Source organism: Neisseria sp. HMSC061H08, from assembly GCF_001836795.1.
GTDB classification, from domain to species: Bacteria; Pseudomonadota; Gammaproteobacteria; order Burkholderiales; family Neisseriaceae; genus Neisseria; species Neisseria subflava_A.
On the sequence record NZ_KV830577.1, the window covers coordinates 88,824 to 106,030 of the forward strand.

Consider the following 17,207-nt stretch of genomic DNA (forward strand, 5'->3'; position numbering starts at 1 on the left):
AGGCCGTCTGAATATTTTTCAGACGGCCTTTTCTTTTTATTCGTAAAACCTTTATGACTGGCTATACTGATACAGTCTTGATGGCACGGCAACTTCGTTGAGGCTGCTGATTCAGAAAAAGAAAACTCTATCAACCTAACGCGTAAATCTAAAAGAAAGTCCGCCTAAAAGTTCAGGCAGCCTTTATTGTTTACAAACAAAGAATATGTTAACCTCTTGTTATCGAATAGACTTAATCATTCGTAATATTATTTCACAAAGCAAAAAGGACTCTATCTTATGAACCGTCGTCAATTTATCGGCAGCGCCGCTGCTGTTTCCCTTACCGCCGCCGCTTCTTTTGCCCGTGCTCACGACCATGCCGGCCATGCACACCACGCCGGTCATGCTGGTCACGCGCATTCTGCACCGCGCGCCTACGAAGCTGCGCGCAAAGCGGCCGCACATTGCGTTGAAGCCGGTCAAATCTGCCTGACTCACTGCATCACTCTGTTGAGCTCCGGTGATACTTCCATGAAAGACTGCGCAACCGGCGTTAACCAAATGTTGGCACTGTGCGGCACCTTGCAAAACCTCGCTGCCCAAAATTCACGCCTGACCCCATCTTTGGCAAAAGTGTGCATCGAAGCCTGCAAACAATGTGCTGCCGCCTGCAAAGAACACGCCGGCCACCACGCTGAATGCAAAGCCTGCTACGAATCTTGCTTGGCTTGCATTAAAGAATGCGAAAAAATTGCCGCTTAAGCACTATTGAAAAAAGGCCGTCTGAAATTCAGACGGCCTTTTATTTTGCTATTTTGTTTACGCTATTCGGCTGCAAGCTCTTGCTCATCCAGCAGTTTTTTCCGAACAATCGCAGGGTTGCCCGCAGCCACGCAATAAGGCGGCACATCTTTGGTAACCACCGAACCTGCACCGATTACCGCGCCTTTACCGATGGTAACGCCGCCCATGATAATCGCACGCCGGCCAATCCAAACATCATCTTCAATCACAATCGGGCTGATATCTGTATAACCTTCGAAGCGGCGGGTTTCAGGGTTGAATTTGTGGTTGGTCGAATAAAACAGGCATTCCGGCCCCATCATCACGTTCTTGCCGAGGGTCAAACCGCGGCAGATTTCGCAATTTACGCCGATACCCGAATTGTCGCCGACTACCGTATCCGGAAAGACGTACCCGCCTTTTTCAATATTGACGTTTTTACCGATGTTTGGAGAAATACACGCAGCCAAAGCAACACGGAATTTTTGCGCAATTCTGCCGAATGGTTTGCAATAAGACGGGGGCAACACTCCTCCCAAAACACGCAAAATGCACGTCAATATCTTTTTCCACATTGATTCCGTCTCCTGTTCGTACAAGCGTAAATATTATTCAGACTATTATTCTTCTTAAAGTTTCACATCTAGAGGAGGTTTTACATCCTCTTTTCAGTTAGATTACAATCTGATCGCATAATATTTGGTTCGATATTCTATTCTAAACTGTTCTCTTCTGTTGCGAAACTACCCTGCATACAAAATATCCTCTTGACGAAACAGCCAAAAATAGCGAAAATTCCACGCTTAACTGAAGTACAGGCAAAACCCCTGTGCCCGCTTAATCGAAAGGAAATCAAATGAAACAAGGTATTCACCCGAACTACCACGAAATCAACGTTACCTGCTCTTGCGGCAACAAATTCGTAACCAAATCCGCAATGGAGAAAGACAGCTTCAACGTTGAGGTTTGCTCTCTGTGCCACCCTTTCTACACCGGTACTCAAAAAATCGTCGACACTACCGGTCGTGTGGACAAATTCAACAACAAATTCGGCAACCTGTTCAAACGCTAATTGCCGCTTTGTCAAAAAGACTGCTTCGTGCAGTCTTTTTTGCATTCAGGCCGTCTGAAACTTTTCTTTCAGACGGCCTGAGCTTTTTGTCGTCAACCAAATGCCATATCCTTCCAAACACCCGATAAAAACGAGCCGTAAGCATTCTTTTACAAAGCTCTCCGGTCCGGCATATCGCGCAAACCCGTCAAACCCTGTACCATTGCTATTCAAACCAACCGTTTTTTGACCTTCCATGCTGACTTACACACCGCCCGATCCGCGCCGCCCCCAAAAAACCCATGAAAAACCATGGCTTCTGCTGCTGATGGCCTTTGCCTGGCTGTGGCCGGGCGTGTTCTCGCATGACTTGTGGAACCCTGCCGAACCCTCCCTCTTTACCGCCTCCGAATCCATGAAAAACGGCGGCAGCCTGTTGGTTGCACAAATCTTCGGCCAACCCGACTTCACCATCTCCCCTGCTTTTTTGTGGGTGGCAACCGCATTCCAAACACTGTTTTCACCTTGGGCGGCCGATGCCTATGATGCCGCGCGTTTTGCCGGCGTGGTATTTACCGCCATCGGACTGACGGCCTGCGGATTTGCCGGTTTCAACTTCCTCGGCAGACACCACGGCCGCAGCGTTGTCTTAATCCTTATCGGCAGCATCGGTTTGCTGCCCATCGCCCACTTCCTCAATCCCATGTCGGCCGCTTTTGCCGCGTTTGGATTGATTCTGTGCGGCTTTTCACTGGCACGCCGCCGCGTCATTATTGCCATTTTGTTGTTGTGCGGCGGCTGGGTTTTACTCGCCCTCTCCTCAGGTTACCTGCTGACTTCAGCCATGATGTTTTTGGCACTTGCCCTGTCGTTCCATTCCACTTGGCAGAGCAAACGCTATCTGCTGACCCTGATTGGCGCCATCGTCGTTTCCCTGCCTCTGCTGATTCTGTATCCGCTGGTCTTATCGAAAACCAATCCCGAATGGTTTGATATTTGGTTCAACCATTATTTCTTAGGCGTATTCGGCGGCTTCCATCAGATTCAGACGGCCTTCAACCTGCCCTATTATCTAAAAAACCTGCTGTGGTTTGCCTTGCCTGCCTGGCCACTGGCGGCATGGACGCTCAGCCGCACGCGTATCCACGATAAAAACTGGGGCATTCTGAGCCTGTCGTGGCTGGTTATCATGACAGCCCTGCTCGCCATCAACCCGCAACGCCTGCAAGACAACCTCGTTTGGCTGTTGCCGCCGCTCGCCCTGCTCGGCGCGGCACAACTGGACGGACTACGCCGCGGCGCAGCGGCATTTATCAACTGGTTCGGCATCATGGCATTTGGTCTGATTGCCGTCTTCCTGTGGCTGGGCTTCTTCGCCATGAACTACGGCTGGCCCGCCAAACTGGCCGAACGCGCCGCCTATTTCAGCCCATATTACATCCCCGACATCGACCCAATTCCGATGACCGTCGCCCTGCTGTTTACCCCGTTATGGCTCTGGGCGATTACGCGTAAAAACATCCGCGGCCGCCAAGCCGTAACCAACTGGGCAGCCGGCGTTACCTTGGCTTGGGCTTTACTAATGACCCTGTTTTTACCGTGGCTCAACGCCGCCAAAAGCCATGCGCCGGTTGTACACCAAATGGAAGCCGCGCTTTCTGCCGAATTGAAACAGAAACTTTCAGACGGCCTCGAATGTATGAGCATCGACAGCCAAGACCAGCGCACACGAATCGCATGGAATCAATACAGCCATATCAAAACCACAACCGACAATCCGTCCTGCCACTACCGCCTCATCCGTCAAGCCGCCAATGCCGGTGCACCTTCGGGTTGGCAAACCTTGTGGCAAGGCGCAAGACCGCGCAACAAAGCCGAGACTTTCCTATTCTTAGAGAAAACTTCAGCGCAATAAATCCGTGACACTAGCCATAAAGCTGAATATTCCTGCTACATTCAAATAAAAGGCCGTCTGAAAGAACTTTTATCCTTTCAGACGGCCTTTGACTCACTTTAACACCGCTTCCCGTACAATGGCCCTTTTCCCTTATCTGTCTAAAAACATGAAACCCAACCGCCTTTTGCCCCTTGTCCTCTTATTGACCGCCCTCTCCGCCCATGCCAAAGACTTCATCATCTACGACCGCATGGACTATGTCGGTAAACCCGACCTTACTGCCGACAAACTCTCCAAAGTGTTCTTGGTTTACGAAAGCGAGCTGGTCAAACCCGATCCGACGGGCAAACGCAAACACGGCGTACTCAACGAAGCGCGCATCCGTGAATTGGCCAAACAATCGCGCCGCGAAGGCTACCGCACCATTTCTACCGACATCGAAAGCTGGTTTGCCGAAAAAGACGGCCAGCTGCTGACTCCCGACGAATTAAGAACCGACTTTGCGCGGATGTACCAAATCTTCAGAGAAGAAAACCCGCGCGCCGTCATCAGCAACTACGGCATGCCTTCCGAACACCTGCACGGCATCCGCCACTATCGCCCCAACGTTGACAACGAAACCATCTTGGCCAAATGGCGACAAGTCAGCAAACGCCGTGCGCCCACCGCCGCCATCAGCGACTATGCCAATCCTGTGTTCTACATCACTTCCCCCGATTTGGTGCAATGGGAAAAAGACGTGAAAACCGCCGTTGACGACATTCATCAACGCTTTCCCAACAAAAAAATCATCGGCTACATCTGGCCGCAATATTATTCGGCCACCAACAGTCCTTATTTCAAACAGTTCATCGACCCCGTCCGTTGGCGTAAAATGCTCGAAATCAGCAAAAAATACACCGACGGCGTGATTATCTGGTCAGACAAGCGCGATGAAAACAACCAAATCGTGCGTTGGAACGATCCGCGCATCCAAGCCACGATGAAAGCAACCCAAGCCTTCATCAATGCCAATGCCAAAGAAATCAAGGTAGAAGGTTTGCAGAAATATTAAAAACAAGGCGGGCATGTTTGCCCGCCTCTTTATAATATGCAGTTAATTCCTAATAGTATTCATAAAGCTGTTAGGCATACTGGTCAAAAATCGTGAAAGAAAGGTCAGTAAAAATGAGAAAACTATCAATATCATCAGATGAGGGATTGGTTCAAATAAGAACAATTCAACAATTTGCTGAAGATGTAGGGGTCGTTTTTCCTGTTTCATATGTATCACTTCTTAGTAAACATGATCATTTATACCCTAAAGAAAATATTTTCAATTTTGTCAATCAATACGGTGAAAATGATGAAAGGGACATTTCATTTTTAGGATATAAGCAAAATTTAGGCTATGAAGATATTTATAGCTATTCATGTATTGATGATGAATATGGGTATGCAAAAAAAGTGATTGCTTTTGGAATTTCAGCTAATGGCGATTATATCTGTTTTGATTACAGAAAATATAATGAAAATCCATGTATCATTCTGATGTATCATGATGATTTTTATGAAGATGAGAATGGAGATACGAAAATGGTAACTAGCCATATTGCAGATAGTTTTGATGCCTTTTTGGATATGCTATATGAACTTTCAGATTAAGTGTGTAGGTTGAGTTGAAAACCTAACTAAATTAAAAAAATCGTCTGAAATCAGCAAGCCGTAGCCCATATGAAACCTAAACTCAACAGGTAAGATGTGTGCGGAACGCACGTATTCACTTCTCAAGGTTTGAGCTTAGAGGTTGTCTAAAAACAGAAAAATCGTTTCAGACGGCCTTTGTTTAACGCCACCGATCCAGCAGGCCATAAAGCGCAATTATCCAAAAAGGTATATCCAAAAAGGTATATTGATGGGCAAATACAAAAAGGAGGCAAAGTCAATTTTACTATCTTCAAACATTTTCAATTTGGAGTATTTCCATGATAATTACTTATCAAGAAGCAAAGAAAATCGCAGTATCTTTTTTAAGTCAAGTAGAGCAAGAAATGGGAATTTCATTGTTAATAGTTGAATCTCATGTACGAGAAAATGATGATGGGTGGTTTTTCCCATATCAGTCAAAAGAATATTTAGAGACAATGGATATAGACAAATCTATTATTGGAAATTGGCCTATATTTGTTTCTAAAAATGGAGGAGTTCCTTCTATTCGTTGATTTAAACCCATTAGCTAAGTCCGTATCCCACTAAACTTGAAACTATATGGATGAAAATAGACTCATAACGGGTGAAATATGAACCAACAGGACGCTTTAGGCGTGGAGCAAAATAATAAAATTAAAGAAATATCCTTCTAACTCTATAATAGAGTTAGAAAACTATTTAATAAAAACTTATCAAAAATATATTATTCTACAAAGAGAGGAAAGGAGATTTATCGATGTTTTATTCTTTCTTTTCACAAAGAATTCAATATAGATATTGGATTAGCTGTGTCCTGTATAAACGTCCCAAAAAAAAGTATTGATATTTGATGATAAAAATATTTTTATTGGATTTGATTCAGTTGTTTTTTGTATTTCTATACAAATATACCTACACAACTGTCTGTATGTTTAACACAACACGCTGCAAAACGACCGTACCACCAACGCTTCTGCATTCTTTCACACGTTTTTACCCGTTATTCCTAAGTGCAGGCCGTCTGAAAATTGCCCGAATATCCAATACCCTTTACAATACCCGTAATTAAAATACATTTTTCGACACTCCCCTCCTGCATGAGTTCCACACCCTTCATCGAAATGAAAGACGTTGCCTTCGCATATGGCGACCGTCCTATTCTGAACAACATCAACTTCAGCATTCCACAAGGCAATTTCGCCGCCGTAATGGGTGGTTCGGGCAGCGGTAAAACCACGCTGATGCGCCTGATTACGGGTCAAATCCGCCCGCAATCGGGCAAAGTGCTGATTGAAGGGCGTAATTTGGCCGCATTTTCAGCGCAGGAGCTGTACGAACACCGCCGCCGCATGGGCGTTTTGTTCCAACACGGCGCATTGTTCACCGACTTATCCGTCTTCGACAACATCGCCTTCCCCATGCGCGAGCTGACGGATTTGCCCGAAGCGGTCATCCGCGATTTAGTATTGCTGAAACTGAATGCAGTCGGTTTGCGCGGCATTGAAAACCTGATACCTTCCGAGCTTTCCGGCGGTATGTCGCGCCGCGTCGCCCTTGCGCGTACGATTGCGCTCGACCCTGAAATCATGTTGTACGACGAACCTTTCACCGGCCTCGACCCGATTTCGCTGGGCGTCATCGCCCACCTCATCAGCCGTGCCAACAAAGCCTTGCGCTCAACCAGCGTGATGGTAACGCACGACATCGAAAAATCACTGGAAATCGTCGATCAAGTGATTTTCCTGGCACACGGCGAAATCATGTTCTCCGGCTCACCCGAAGAAATGCGCGAACTCGACTCGCCTTGGGTACGCCAGTTTGTCGGCGGTTTAGCAGACGGCCCCGTCGCCTACCGCTATCCGGCGCAAACGACTTTAAAACAAGACTTGCTGGGCTGATGTTCAGACGGCCTGAAACTTAAACAAGGCCGTCTGAAAACCATTTAACCAATCAACTGAAACCTATGAATTTTATCCGTTCCGTCGGGGCAAAAACCCTCGGCTTCATCCAATCGCTGGGCAGCATTACGCTGTTTTTCCTGCAGATCCTGGCCAAATCAGGTACGGCGTTTGCCCGCCCGCGCCTGAGCATCCGCCAGGTTTACTTTGCAGGCGTGTTGTCTGTCCTGATCGTTGCTGTGTCCGGCCTGTTTGTCGGTATGGTATTGGGCTTGCAAGGCTATACGCAGCTGGCAAAATTCAAATCCGCCGATATTTTGGGTTATATGGTTGCCGCTTCCCTGTTGCGCGAATTGGGTCCTGTATTAGCTGCCATTCTGTTTGCCAGCAGCGCGGGCGGTGCCATGACCAGCGAAATCGGCTTGATGAAAACCACCGAGCAGCTTGAAGCAATGAACGTGATGGCGGTCGACCCCGTGGCACGCGTAGTTGCGCCGCGCTTTTGGGCGGGCGTGTTTTCCATGCCTTTGCTGGCTTCGATTTTCAACGTTGCCGGTATTTACGGCGCGTATTTGGTCGGCGTCGAATGGCTGGGTTTGGACGGCGGTATTTTCTGGTCGCAAATGCAAAACAACATTACCTTCCATTACGACGTACTCAACGGCTTAATCAAATCCGCCGCTTTCGGCGTAGCCGTTACGCTGATCGCCGTACATCAGGGTTTCCACTGCGTACCGACCTCCGAAGGTATTTTGCGCGCCAGTACACGCACGGTAGTGTCTTCCGCCCTGACCATCCTCGCCGTCGACTTCATCTTGACCGCATGGATGTTTACCGACTAAAGGCCGTCTGAAACGACACTTAAAAAGAATGAAACAAGGACAATAGCACATGAAAAAAAATGCTTTGGAATTTTGGGTAGGACTGTTTGTCTTATTGGGCGCGGCCGCTATCGGTTTCCTCGCCTTCCGCGCCGCCGGCGGACAATCGTTCGGCAAATCATCACAAACCTACACCGTCTATGCCGATTTCAGCGACATCGGCGGCTTGAAAACCAACGCGCCGGTCAAATCCGCAGGCGTACTGGTGGGCCGTGTTGCCTCCATTCAGCTCGACCCTAAATCCTATCAGGCAAAAGTCGCCCTCAATCTGGACAGCCAATATCAGTTCAGCAGCGACGTTTCCGCACAAATCCTGACTTCAGGCCTGTTGGGCGAACAATACATCGGCCTGCAACAAGGCGGCGATACCGATTCTTTGGCAGCAGGCGACACCATTACCGTCACCAGCTCCGCCATGGTTTTGGAAAACCTTATCGGCAAATTCATGACCAGCTTTGCCGAAAAAAACGCAGACAGTGAATCTGCCGGTCAAAACAAACAATAAACACATATCAACCCAATATTCAGGACACTCCCATGAAAAAAACTTCCTTCATCAGCGCATTGAGCATCGGCGTATTGAGCATCAGCATGGCATTTGCCTCTCCTGCCGACGCAGTCAACCAAGTCCGTGAAAACTCCGTTCAAGTGCTGAAAATCCTCAACAGCGGCGACGCCAACACTGCACGCCAAAAAGCTGAAGCCTACGCCATCCCTTACTTCGACTTCCAACGCATGACCGCTTTGGCCGTCGGCAATCCGTGGCGCACTGCGACTGACGCACAAAAACAAGCGTTGACCAAAGAGTTCCAAACCCTGCTGATCCGCACCTACTCCGGCACCATGCTGAAATTCAAAAACGCCAAGGTCAACATCAAAGACAACCCGGTCGTAAACAAAGGCGGTAAAGAAATCGTTGTCCGCGCCGAAATCAACGTTTCCGGCCAAAAACCGGTCAACATGGACTTCACCACCTACCAAAGCGGCAGCAGATACCGCGCATACAATGTCGCAGTCGAAGGCGCAAGCTTGGTTACCGTATACCGCAACCAATTCGGCGAAACCATCAAAGCCAAAGGCATCGACGGTCTGATTGCCGATTTGAAAGCCAAAAACGGCGGTAAATAATCCACCCCCGCACCATGCCGCCTGATGTTCAGACGGCATGGTGCCTTACATCATAAAGACACCATGCAAACAGAAATCCGCAACGGCACGCTCTACATCAGCGGCGACGTTACCGTCAAAACCCTGACTGCCTCCGCCTTTGCGCGCTACGAACAACAATGCCGTCTGAAAGAAACAGACAGCATAGACTTCAGCCAAGTAGGCAAAGCAGATTCCGCCTGCGTTTCCCTACTGCTCAACGCTCTGCGCCGGACAGACAAAAAACCGACCATTCAAAACATTCCCGATTCCGTCCGCGCACTGGCCGAACTTTACGAAATTAAAGACTGGTTGCAATCATGAAAAAAACCACCGTTGCCCTCTGCCTCCTCATCAGCCTTGCCTCCGCTCCCGCACTGGCCGAACGCAATCCGGCCGACCCTTACGAAGGCTACAACCGTACCGTTTCCAAGTTCAACGACAAAGCAGACAAATACGTCCTTTCCCCTGTCGCACGCGGTTATCGCAAAATAACGCCCAAACCGGTGCGTACCGGCGTGAGCAACTTCTTCAACAACCTGCGCGATGTCGTCAGCTTCGGCAGCAATGTACTGCGCCTTGACGTCAAACGCGCCAGCGAAGACCTCGTCCGCGTCGGCATCAACACCACCTTCGGCCTTGGCGGTTTAATCGACGTAGCCGGTGCAGGCGGTGTGCCCAGCAATAAAAACACCCTCGGCGATACCTTCGCCTCATGGGGCTGGAAAAACAGCAACTACTTCGTTGTCCCCCTACTCGGCCCGTCTACCGTACGCGATACCGTCGGCAACGCCGTCACCACCGTCTATCCGGTTAAAAATGCCGTCTTCCACACCAGAGCAGGACGCTGGGGCACAACCGGCCAGCAAGCCATCAACACCCGTGAAGAACTGCTCGACCTGACCGACAGCCTCGAAGGTGCAGCCATCGACAAATACAGCTACACACGCGACCTTTACATGAAAGTCCGCACCCAACAAACCGGCGGCACGCTCCCTCAAAACGAAGACGACAACATCGACATCGATGACTTGGTGGACAGCAACACCACTTCCGAACCGGTAGCACCCCAATCCGCTCCGGCAGAAATCCCCGATACAGCCAATCCCCAAAGCCTGTATCAAACACCATCAGAAAATCCCTGATTGTTCCAAAAAATAAAGGCCGTCTGAAATTCAGACGGCCTTTATCCCCCAAAAGATAGCCAGTCCCCCACCTTTGCTATATCATTCAACTATACAGAAACCAAGGAAAACACCATGTACGAAGTCAACCGCAGCGTCTTCCTGCTTATCCCCCTCGATCCTTTTTGGAACTGGCTGAAATCCCTGCCCGGCAATCACTTAGACGGCCTGACGCTTGAAGATATCCAAGCCGATGCCAATTCCTACCTCGTTCGCCCATGCGAAACTGCCGACGAAGTATGGGACGAAATCGAAGCGCGTTTTGAAGATATTTTTGCTGCCGAATTGGCCGACTGGTGCGAAGACGAAAGCGAATGGCCGGATTTGGATGCCGACATTTTCAACGAATGGTTCGATATCCAACTCTCCACCGTGATTACCGACCTCGAACACGAACCAATCGCACGCGAAGAGTTCCAACCCATCAATCTCAACTGATGAAACTGACCGTCCGCAACTACCACCTTGACGGCTACGGCCACGTCAACAATGCACGCTATCTCGAATTTCTCGAAGAAGCGCGCTGGACGTTTTTTCAAGAGCATGACCTTCTGTCCGAACTCAAAGGCATCATGCTCGTTGTTGCACGCGTTGACATCCGCTATCGCCGCCCGTCGCTTGAAGGCGATGTTTTAACCTTCACAGGCCGTCTGAAAGACATCGGCACACGCCACATCATCCTCAGCCAAACCGCGACCCTGCCCAACGGCAAAGCCGCCATCGAAGCCGAAGTGACCCTTATGCCCGTCAGCAGCGAAAGCGGCCGTAGCATCAGCGTTCCCAAAACCTTAGCACACGTCATTCAAAACCTTACATCATGAAAAAAATACTCACACTCCTCATCGTTGCCACAATTGGCGCGCTTCTTACCTTCGTCCTTATCCCCAGCAACAAAGCCGCCCCTGATTTCGCCCTGCCCGACCTGCAAGGCAAAACCATTACCAATGCCGATTTGAAAGACAAAGTTACCCTCATTAACTTCTGGTTTCCCTCCTGCCCCGGCTGCGTGAGCGAAATGCCTAAGATCATCAAAACCGCCCAAGACTATCAAGGCAAAAACTTCCAAGTCCTCGGCATTGCCCAGCCCATCGACCCTATCGAAAGCGTCCATCAGTACGTCAAAGAATACGGCCTTCCTTTCACCGTCATGTACGATGCCGACAAAACTGCCGCAAAAGCCTTTGGCACACAGGTTTACCCGACTTCCGTCCTGATCGACAAAAACGGCAACATCCTCAAAACCTACGTTGGCGAACCCAATTTCACCCAACTCTATCAAGAAATCGACCAAGCCCTCGCCCAATAAATCCAAGGCCGTCTGAAACCATATTTCAGACGGCCTAAAACCGAAATATCCTTTATAATAAGCAACATTTTATCCGTTCAGACACCAAGCTCCTCTATTAACAAAGGCCGTCTGAAACAACCGAATACCCATAAGAGAACACCATGAAATTTATCGACGAAGCAAAAATCGAAGTCGCCGCAGGTAAAGGCGGTAATGGCGCAACCAGTTTCCGCCGCGAAAAATTCGTACCCCGCGGCGGCCCTGACGGCGGCGACGGCGGCAAAGGCGGCAGCGTTTGGGCAGAAGCCGACGAAAACACCAACACCCTCGTCGAATACCGCTTCGTCAAACGCTACCAAGCCAAAAACGGCGAAAAAGGCCACGGCTCCGACCGCTACGGCGCAGGGGCGGACGACATCGTCCTCAAAATGCCCGTCGGCACCCTCATCCGCGACCTCGACACTGACGAAATCGTCGCCGACCTGACTTATCACGGACAGCGCGTCTGCCTCGCCAAAGGCGGTAAAGGCGGCTTGGGCAATATCCACTTCAAATCGTCCGTCAACCGTGCCCCCAAACAATCCACGCCCGGCGAAGAAGGCGAAACCCGTTCCCTGCAACTCGAACTCAAAGTCCTCGCCGATGTCGGCTTATTAGGTATGCCCAACGCCGGTAAATCCACCCTGATTACCGCCGTCTCCGCCGCACGCCCCAAAATCGCCAACTACCCCTTCACCACCCTGCATCCAAACTTGGGCGTCGTGCGCATCGACGAAAACCACAGCTTCGTCATGGCCGACATCCCCGGCCTTATTGAAGGCGCGGCAGAAGGTGCAGGTCTCGGCCATCGTTTCCTCAAACACTTATCACGCACCGGCCTGCTGCTGCACGTTGTCGATTTGGCGCCCTTCGACGAAACCGTCAACCCCGCCGAAGAAGCCCTCGCCATCATCAACGAATTGCGCAAATACGACGAAGAACTCTACGGCAAACCGCGCTGGCTGGTGCTGAACAAACTCGACATGCTTGATGAAGAAGAAGCCCAAGCGCGTAGCGCCGCCTTCCTCGAGGCCATCGGCTGGGACTATCCGAAACCAGACGACCGATTCCAATTCGACATGGAAACCCCGCGCCTCTTCCAAATCAGCGCCCTGACCCACCAAGGCACGCAGGAATTGGTACACCAAATCAACCAATACCTAACCGAGAAAAAACGCATCGAAGCTGAAAAAGCCGAAGCGGAGCAGGCTGCGGCAAAAGCCGAAATTGCCGAACAGCAGCCTAAAACGGATACAGGCGTGTTTAAGCCGGAGTAAAAAATTTCAGACGGCCTATTGATGACGTAAAAGGCCGTCTGAAATTCAACAAAGTATTCTTAGAAAGAATCGTAACTACCACGAACAAGCTAATCGTCTACGGGCGATTATTAAGTAACCAAATATGATATAGCCGCTTACGGGCAGCTATGAGCAAGATATGTCCAAACCCTTTCTGAAATGGGCTGGAGGGAAGTATAAACTTGTCCCCTTTATTGAAACCCACATCCCCACAAAAAAACGAAAACGCCTGATTGAACCGTTTTCAGGCTCTGCTGCCTTATCACTGTCTTTGGATTTTGAGAGGTATTTGCTCAATGACATTAATACTGACTTGATTGTTCTGTTTTCAAACTTAAAAACAGAAAAACATAGTTTTATCGACTACGCACATTCTTTCTTTATCCCTGAAAATAATAACGAAAAAAAATATTATGACTTACGTGACAGATTTAACCACAGTACTGACACCATTGAGCGCGCAGCTCTGTTTGTTTATCTGAACCGCCATGCCTTCAACGGATTGTGCCGTTACAACAGCAAAGGCTGTTTCAACGTACCGTTCGGACGCTACAAATCTCCTTATTTTCCCGAAACCGAAATGCAGGCTTTTGTACAGAAATCCGAACGGATAGATTTGACCTGCAGCGATTTCCAGACGGCATTAGATGCAGCGGAAGATGGCGACACCATTTATTGCGACCCACCTTATGCACCTTTGAGCGAAACCTCGTCCTTTACCTCCTACTCCAAAAGCGGTTTCAATTTGGACGAACAAAAACGCTTGGCAGAAACTGCCAAACAAATAGCACGGCGGGCGCACGGTATTCTAATTTCCAATCACGATACCACATTTACCCGTGAGATTTACCGTGGTGCTGTTATTAAAACAGTCGAAGTTCAACGCAGTATTGCCGCCAAAGGAAGCAGTAGGAAAAAAGTCGGAGAATTACTAGCAATTTATGAGTGAATTTAACAAACTATCGGAAGAAGTAGCACATTATGGACGCAGTCTGAAAAAACTGATTTCAGACGACTCCATTATTTATAACGAAGACTCTCTTCATGTGATGCGCCGTATCTTGGACAAACACTCGGATGGCTGTTTTGATATGATTTTTGCCGATCCTCCTTATTTTTTATCCAATGATGGCTTTACCTGCCAAAACGGGCAAATGGTTTCCGTCAATAAAGGTAGTTGGGATAAATCTAAAGGCATGGCGGCGGATTTAGTTTTTTACGAAGAATGGCTGCGCTTATGCTATGCCTTGCTAAAACCGAACGGCACGATTTGGGTATGTGGCACATTTCATAATATTTATCTGATCGGCTACTTAATGCAGACCATCGGGTATCATATTCTGAACAATATTACCTGGGAAAAACCTAATCCCCCGCCTAATTTGTCCTGCCGATTTTTTACCCATTCCACCGAAACACTGTTATGGGCAAAGAAAGATAAGAAGGCAAAGCATATTTTCCATTACGACATGATGAAAATACAAAACAATGGCAAACAAATGAAAAGTGTCTGGATGTTCCCACCACCAAACAAAACGGAAAAAACGTTCGGTAAACACCCAACGCAAAAACCGCTAGCATTGCTAGAGCGCTGTATATTAGCTGCATCTAATGTTGGCGATTTGATTTTCGACCCATTTATGGGCAGTGGAACAACAGGTGTTGCTGCTATAAAAAATGGACGGAAATTTTGCGGATGTGAGATGAAGCAAGATTTTTTTGAATTGGCAGAGAAAAGGATAACTAATGGAACGTAGAGAGGCTATTGTGAAAATGCAGGATTTACTTGGAAAGAACCTACATGATTTAGCAAGAGAATATAATGTTACTGTCTATGCTCCATCAGGAAAAGTTAATAAAGGTTGGGCGGGACATGTAGTAGAACGTTTTTTGGAGTTGCCGTTAAATTCTGCCCAATCACCCAACTTCGGTTCATGGGAATTAGAATCTATCCCAATAAAAACCCTAAGAAATGGTAGATTAGCATTCAAAGAAACGATGGCTATTACTATGATTGATCCTGTCAATGTTTGTCAGAAAGAATTTGAAGATAGCCACTTACTATCAAAATTAAAAAAAGCAGTCGTTGTTGCAAGAACTGTTGGGAGAACTGTTGATGACCCTAGTTTTGTTTATGATATTGTCGAATTTGATTTGAATGAAGGTTCTGATTTATATGAATCAGTAAAAGCTGATTACAATTTAGTACGTCAGACCATTCTAGACCCAAATAAAGGATTTAATTTCCTGACAGGCAAGATGGGTATATATATCCAACCAAGAACAAAAGGATCAGGGCATGGTTCTACATCCAGAGCATTTTATGCTCGTCCTTCATTTTTGGCTAAATTCATTAATTTAAATAGTACAGAAAATTAAACATGACCACCATCTACAACACCCTTACCCGTCAAAAAGAACCTTTTACCCCCATCGATCCTGCCAACGTGCGTATGTACGTTTGCGGCATGACGGTTTACGACTACTGCCATCTCGGCCATGCCCGCGTGATGGTGGTGTTTGACATGATTGCGCGCTGGCTGCGCGAGTGCGGCTATCCGCTCACTTATGTGCGCAACATTACCGACATCGACGACAAAATCATTGCCCGTGCGGCTGAAAACGGCGAAACCATCGGCGAGCTGACTGCGCGTTTCATTCAGGCTATGCACGAAGATGCCGATGCTCTAGGTGTGTTGCGTCCCGACATCGAGCCGAAGGCAACGGAAAATATCCCGCAAATGATTGCCATGATTGAAACCCTGATTCAAAACGGCAAGGCATACCCTGCCGCAAACGGCGACGTTTACTATGCTGTGCGCGAATTTTCCGCTTACGGACAATTGTCGGGTAAATCGTTGGACGACCTGCGCGCAGGCGAGCGTGTGGAAGTGGACGGTTTCAAACGTGATCCGCTTGATTTTGTGTTGTGGAAAGCCGCCAAAGCAGGCGAACCGGCATGGGAAAGCCCGTGGGGCAACGGCCGTCCGGGTTGGCACATCGAATGCTCCGCCATGAGTGAAAACCTGTTCGGCGATACTTTCGACATCCACGGCGGCGGCGCGGATTTGCAGTTCCCGCACCACGAAAACGAAATCGCCCAAAGTGTCGGCGCGACAGGGCATACCTGCGGCCATGACCACGCGCAAACCCACCACGGGCAAAGCATTGCCAGTCACGTCAAATACTGGCTGCACAACGGCTTCATCCGTGTGGACGGCGAAAAAATGTCCAAATCGCTGGGCAACTTCTTCACCATCCGCGAAGTGTTGAAGCAATACGACCCCGAAGTCGTGCGCTTCTTCATCCTGCGCGCCCACTACCGCAGCCCGCTGAATTACTCCGACGCGCATCTGGACGACGCCAAAGGCGCGCTGACACGCCTGTACACCACCTTGAAAAACACACCAGCGGCTGAGTTTGATTTATTTGAAAACGCCAATGATTACACTCGCCGTTTCTACGCCGCCATGAACGACGATTTCGGTACGGTCGAAGCGGTTGCCGTGTTGTTTGAGCTGGCAGGCGAAGTGAACAAAACCAATGATGCACACCTCGCCGGCTGCCTGAAAGCCTTGGGCGGCATCATTGGTCTGCTGCAACGCGATCCGATTGAGTTTCTGCAAGGCGGCGCGGTTTCAGACGGCCTGTCCAACGAAGAAATCGAAGACTTAATCGCCCGACGCAAACAGGCTCGCGCGGATAAAAACTGGGCGGAGTCCGACCGCATCCGCGACCTTCTGAACGAACACAAAATCATTCTGGAAGACAACGCCGGTGGTACGACTTGGCGGCGCGGCTAATTTGATTTGATATAAAAAGGTCGTCTGAAAACATTTTCAGACGACCTTTTTATATCTAGTTGAAAACCTTGATGTGTGTACTTAATCTTCTAACAGGTTCTTCTTGATGACCGCAGGATTCCCAGCAGCGACGCAATACGGCGGCACATCTTTAGTTACCACAGCCCCTGCGCCGATAACCGCTCCTTTGCCTACTCGGACACCGCCCATAATAATCGCGCGCCGTCTGATCCAAACATCATCCTCAATCACAATCGGAGACCTTTGCAAAAAAGTCCTTCCCCCAACA

The 17,207-nt window shown here is 48.8% G+C and carries 22 protein-coding genes and 1 pseudogene; 21 read left to right on the plus strand and 2 right to left on the minus strand.

The window, feature by feature from the left end; all coding sequences use genetic code 11:
- The first annotated feature begins 279 nt into the window (after positions 1–279).
- Positions 280–744 (plus strand): four-helix bundle copper-binding protein, encoded by a 465-nt coding sequence (locus HMPREF2675_RS07720; protein ID WP_070583986.1) that lies wholly within the window; start codon positions 280–282, stop codon positions 742–744.
- 62 nt (positions 745–806) lie between these two features.
- Here HMPREF2675_RS07720 and HMPREF2675_RS07725 read toward each other — a convergent pair whose 3' ends face one another.
- A complete protein-coding gene (locus HMPREF2675_RS07725) occupies positions 807–1,340 on the minus strand; it encodes an acyltransferase (RefSeq protein WP_070583988.1) in 534 nt (177 codons plus the stop codon).
- 281 nt (positions 1,341–1,621) lie between these two features.
- Between HMPREF2675_RS07725 and rpmE the strand changes: the two genes are divergently transcribed.
- From rpmE to cysS, 20 genes and pseudogenes are all read left to right on the plus strand, one after another.
- Positions 1,622–1,837: a 50S ribosomal protein L31 gene (gene rpmE / locus HMPREF2675_RS07730; RefSeq protein WP_003681847.1), complete on the plus strand. Its 216-nt coding sequence runs from the start codon at positions 1,622–1,624 to the stop codon at positions 1,835–1,837.
- Between the two features lie 235 nt (positions 1,838–2,072).
- Positions 2,073–3,731: an ArnT family glycosyltransferase gene (locus HMPREF2675_RS07740; RefSeq protein ID WP_070814632.1), complete on the plus strand. Its 1,659-nt coding sequence runs from the start codon at positions 2,073–2,075 to the stop codon at positions 3,729–3,731.
- Positions 3,732–3,879: 148 nt separating this feature from the next.
- Complete coding sequence (locus HMPREF2675_RS07745; protein WP_283127812.1) at positions 3,880–4,767, plus strand: hypothetical protein; 888 nt, start codon at positions 3,880–3,882, stop codon at positions 4,765–4,767.
- Positions 4,768–4,880: 113 nt separating this feature from the next.
- Entirely contained in the window at positions 4,881–5,357 is a 477-nt protein-coding gene (locus HMPREF2675_RS07750; RefSeq protein ID WP_070814634.1) for an SMI1/KNR4 family protein, read from the plus strand.
- A gap of 320 nt (positions 5,358–5,677) precedes the next feature.
- Positions 5,678–5,914, plus strand: coding sequence for a YrhB domain-containing protein (locus HMPREF2675_RS11090; protein ID WP_083323900.1), 237 nt, complete (start codon positions 5,678–5,680; stop codon positions 5,912–5,914).
- 115 nt (positions 5,915–6,029) lie between these two features.
- Positions 6,030–6,287 (plus strand): annotated as a pseudogene (locus HMPREF2675_RS11700) (hypothetical protein); the annotation flags it as partial.
- Between the two features lie 191 nt (positions 6,288–6,478).
- Positions 6,479–7,279: an ABC transporter ATP-binding protein gene (locus HMPREF2675_RS07755; protein WP_070765558.1), complete on the plus strand. Its 801-nt coding sequence runs from the start codon at positions 6,479–6,481 to the stop codon at positions 7,277–7,279.
- Positions 7,280–7,344: 65 nt separating this feature from the next.
- Positions 7,345–8,121: a lipid asymmetry maintenance ABC transporter permease subunit MlaE gene (gene mlaE, locus HMPREF2675_RS07760; RefSeq protein ID WP_049332872.1), complete on the plus strand. Its 777-nt coding sequence runs from the start codon at positions 7,345–7,347 to the stop codon at positions 8,119–8,121.
- A 49-nt stretch (positions 8,122–8,170) separates the two neighbouring features.
- Positions 8,171–8,665, plus strand: a complete 495-nt coding sequence (mlaD, locus tag HMPREF2675_RS07765; protein WP_049329454.1) for an outer membrane lipid asymmetry maintenance protein MlaD — start codon at positions 8,171–8,173, stop codon at positions 8,663–8,665.
- Positions 8,666–8,697: 32 nt separating this feature from the next.
- On the plus strand, positions 8,698–9,288 hold the full coding sequence (locus HMPREF2675_RS07770) for an MlaC/ttg2D family ABC transporter substrate-binding protein (protein ID WP_049332874.1): 591 nt from the start codon (positions 8,698–8,700) through the stop codon (positions 9,286–9,288).
- 63 nt (positions 9,289–9,351) lie between these two features.
- The gene (locus HMPREF2675_RS07775) at positions 9,352–9,630 is read left to right on the plus strand and encodes an STAS domain-containing protein (RefSeq protein WP_036493932.1); all 279 of its coding nucleotides are present in this window, start codon (positions 9,352–9,354) and stop codon (positions 9,628–9,630) included.
- Positions 9,627–10,451, plus strand: coding sequence for an MlaA family lipoprotein (locus HMPREF2675_RS07780; protein WP_070814635.1), 825 nt, complete (start codon positions 9,627–9,629; stop codon positions 10,449–10,451). The genes HMPREF2675_RS07775 and HMPREF2675_RS07780 overlap by 4 nt, the downstream gene beginning before the upstream one ends.
- A gap of 114 nt (positions 10,452–10,565) precedes the next feature.
- Entirely contained in the window at positions 10,566–10,928 is a 363-nt protein-coding gene (locus HMPREF2675_RS07785) for a hypothetical protein (RefSeq protein WP_003681812.1), read from the plus strand.
- Positions 10,928–11,311 carry an acyl-CoA thioesterase gene (locus HMPREF2675_RS07790; protein WP_070814636.1) on the plus strand — a complete coding sequence of 128 codons (384 nt, stop codon included), beginning with the start codon at positions 10,928–10,930 and terminating at the stop codon, positions 11,309–11,311. The genes HMPREF2675_RS07785 and HMPREF2675_RS07790 overlap by 1 nt, the downstream gene beginning before the upstream one ends.
- Positions 11,308–11,796 (plus strand): peroxiredoxin family protein, encoded by a 489-nt coding sequence (locus tag HMPREF2675_RS07795; protein ID WP_049335807.1) that lies wholly within the window; start codon positions 11,308–11,310, stop codon positions 11,794–11,796. The genes HMPREF2675_RS07790 and HMPREF2675_RS07795 overlap by 4 nt, the downstream gene beginning before the upstream one ends.
- 143 nt (positions 11,797–11,939) lie before the next feature.
- Entirely contained in the window at positions 11,940–13,094 is a 1,155-nt protein-coding gene (gene obgE / locus HMPREF2675_RS07800) for a GTPase ObgE (RefSeq protein WP_070814637.1), read from the plus strand.
- Between the two features lie 160 nt (positions 13,095–13,254).
- Positions 13,255–14,064 (plus strand): Dam family site-specific DNA-(adenine-N6)-methyltransferase, encoded by an 810-nt coding sequence (locus HMPREF2675_RS07805; protein ID WP_070814638.1) that lies wholly within the window; start codon positions 13,255–13,257, stop codon positions 14,062–14,064.
- Complete coding sequence (locus tag HMPREF2675_RS07810; protein WP_070814639.1) at positions 14,057–14,872, plus strand: DNA-methyltransferase; 816 nt, start codon at positions 14,057–14,059, stop codon at positions 14,870–14,872. Before HMPREF2675_RS07805 ends, HMPREF2675_RS07810 begins: the two co-directional genes overlap by 8 nt.
- The gene (locus HMPREF2675_RS11100) at positions 14,862–15,494 is read left to right on the plus strand and encodes a MutH/Sau3AI family endonuclease (RefSeq protein WP_083323901.1); all 633 of its coding nucleotides are present in this window, start codon (positions 14,862–14,864) and stop codon (positions 15,492–15,494) included. The genes HMPREF2675_RS07810 and HMPREF2675_RS11100 overlap by 11 nt, the downstream gene beginning before the upstream one ends.
- 2 nt (positions 15,495–15,496) lie before the next feature.
- Positions 15,497–16,918, plus strand: coding sequence for a cysteine--tRNA ligase (cysS, locus tag HMPREF2675_RS07820; protein ID WP_070814640.1), 1,422 nt, complete (start codon positions 15,497–15,499; stop codon positions 16,916–16,918).
- An 81-nt stretch (positions 16,919–16,999) separates the two neighbouring features.
- Here cysS and HMPREF2675_RS07825 read toward each other — a convergent pair.
- Positions 17,000–17,207: DapH/DapD/GlmU-related protein (locus tag HMPREF2675_RS07825; protein ID WP_283127813.1), on the minus strand; the 208-nt coding region annotated here is incomplete at its 5' end.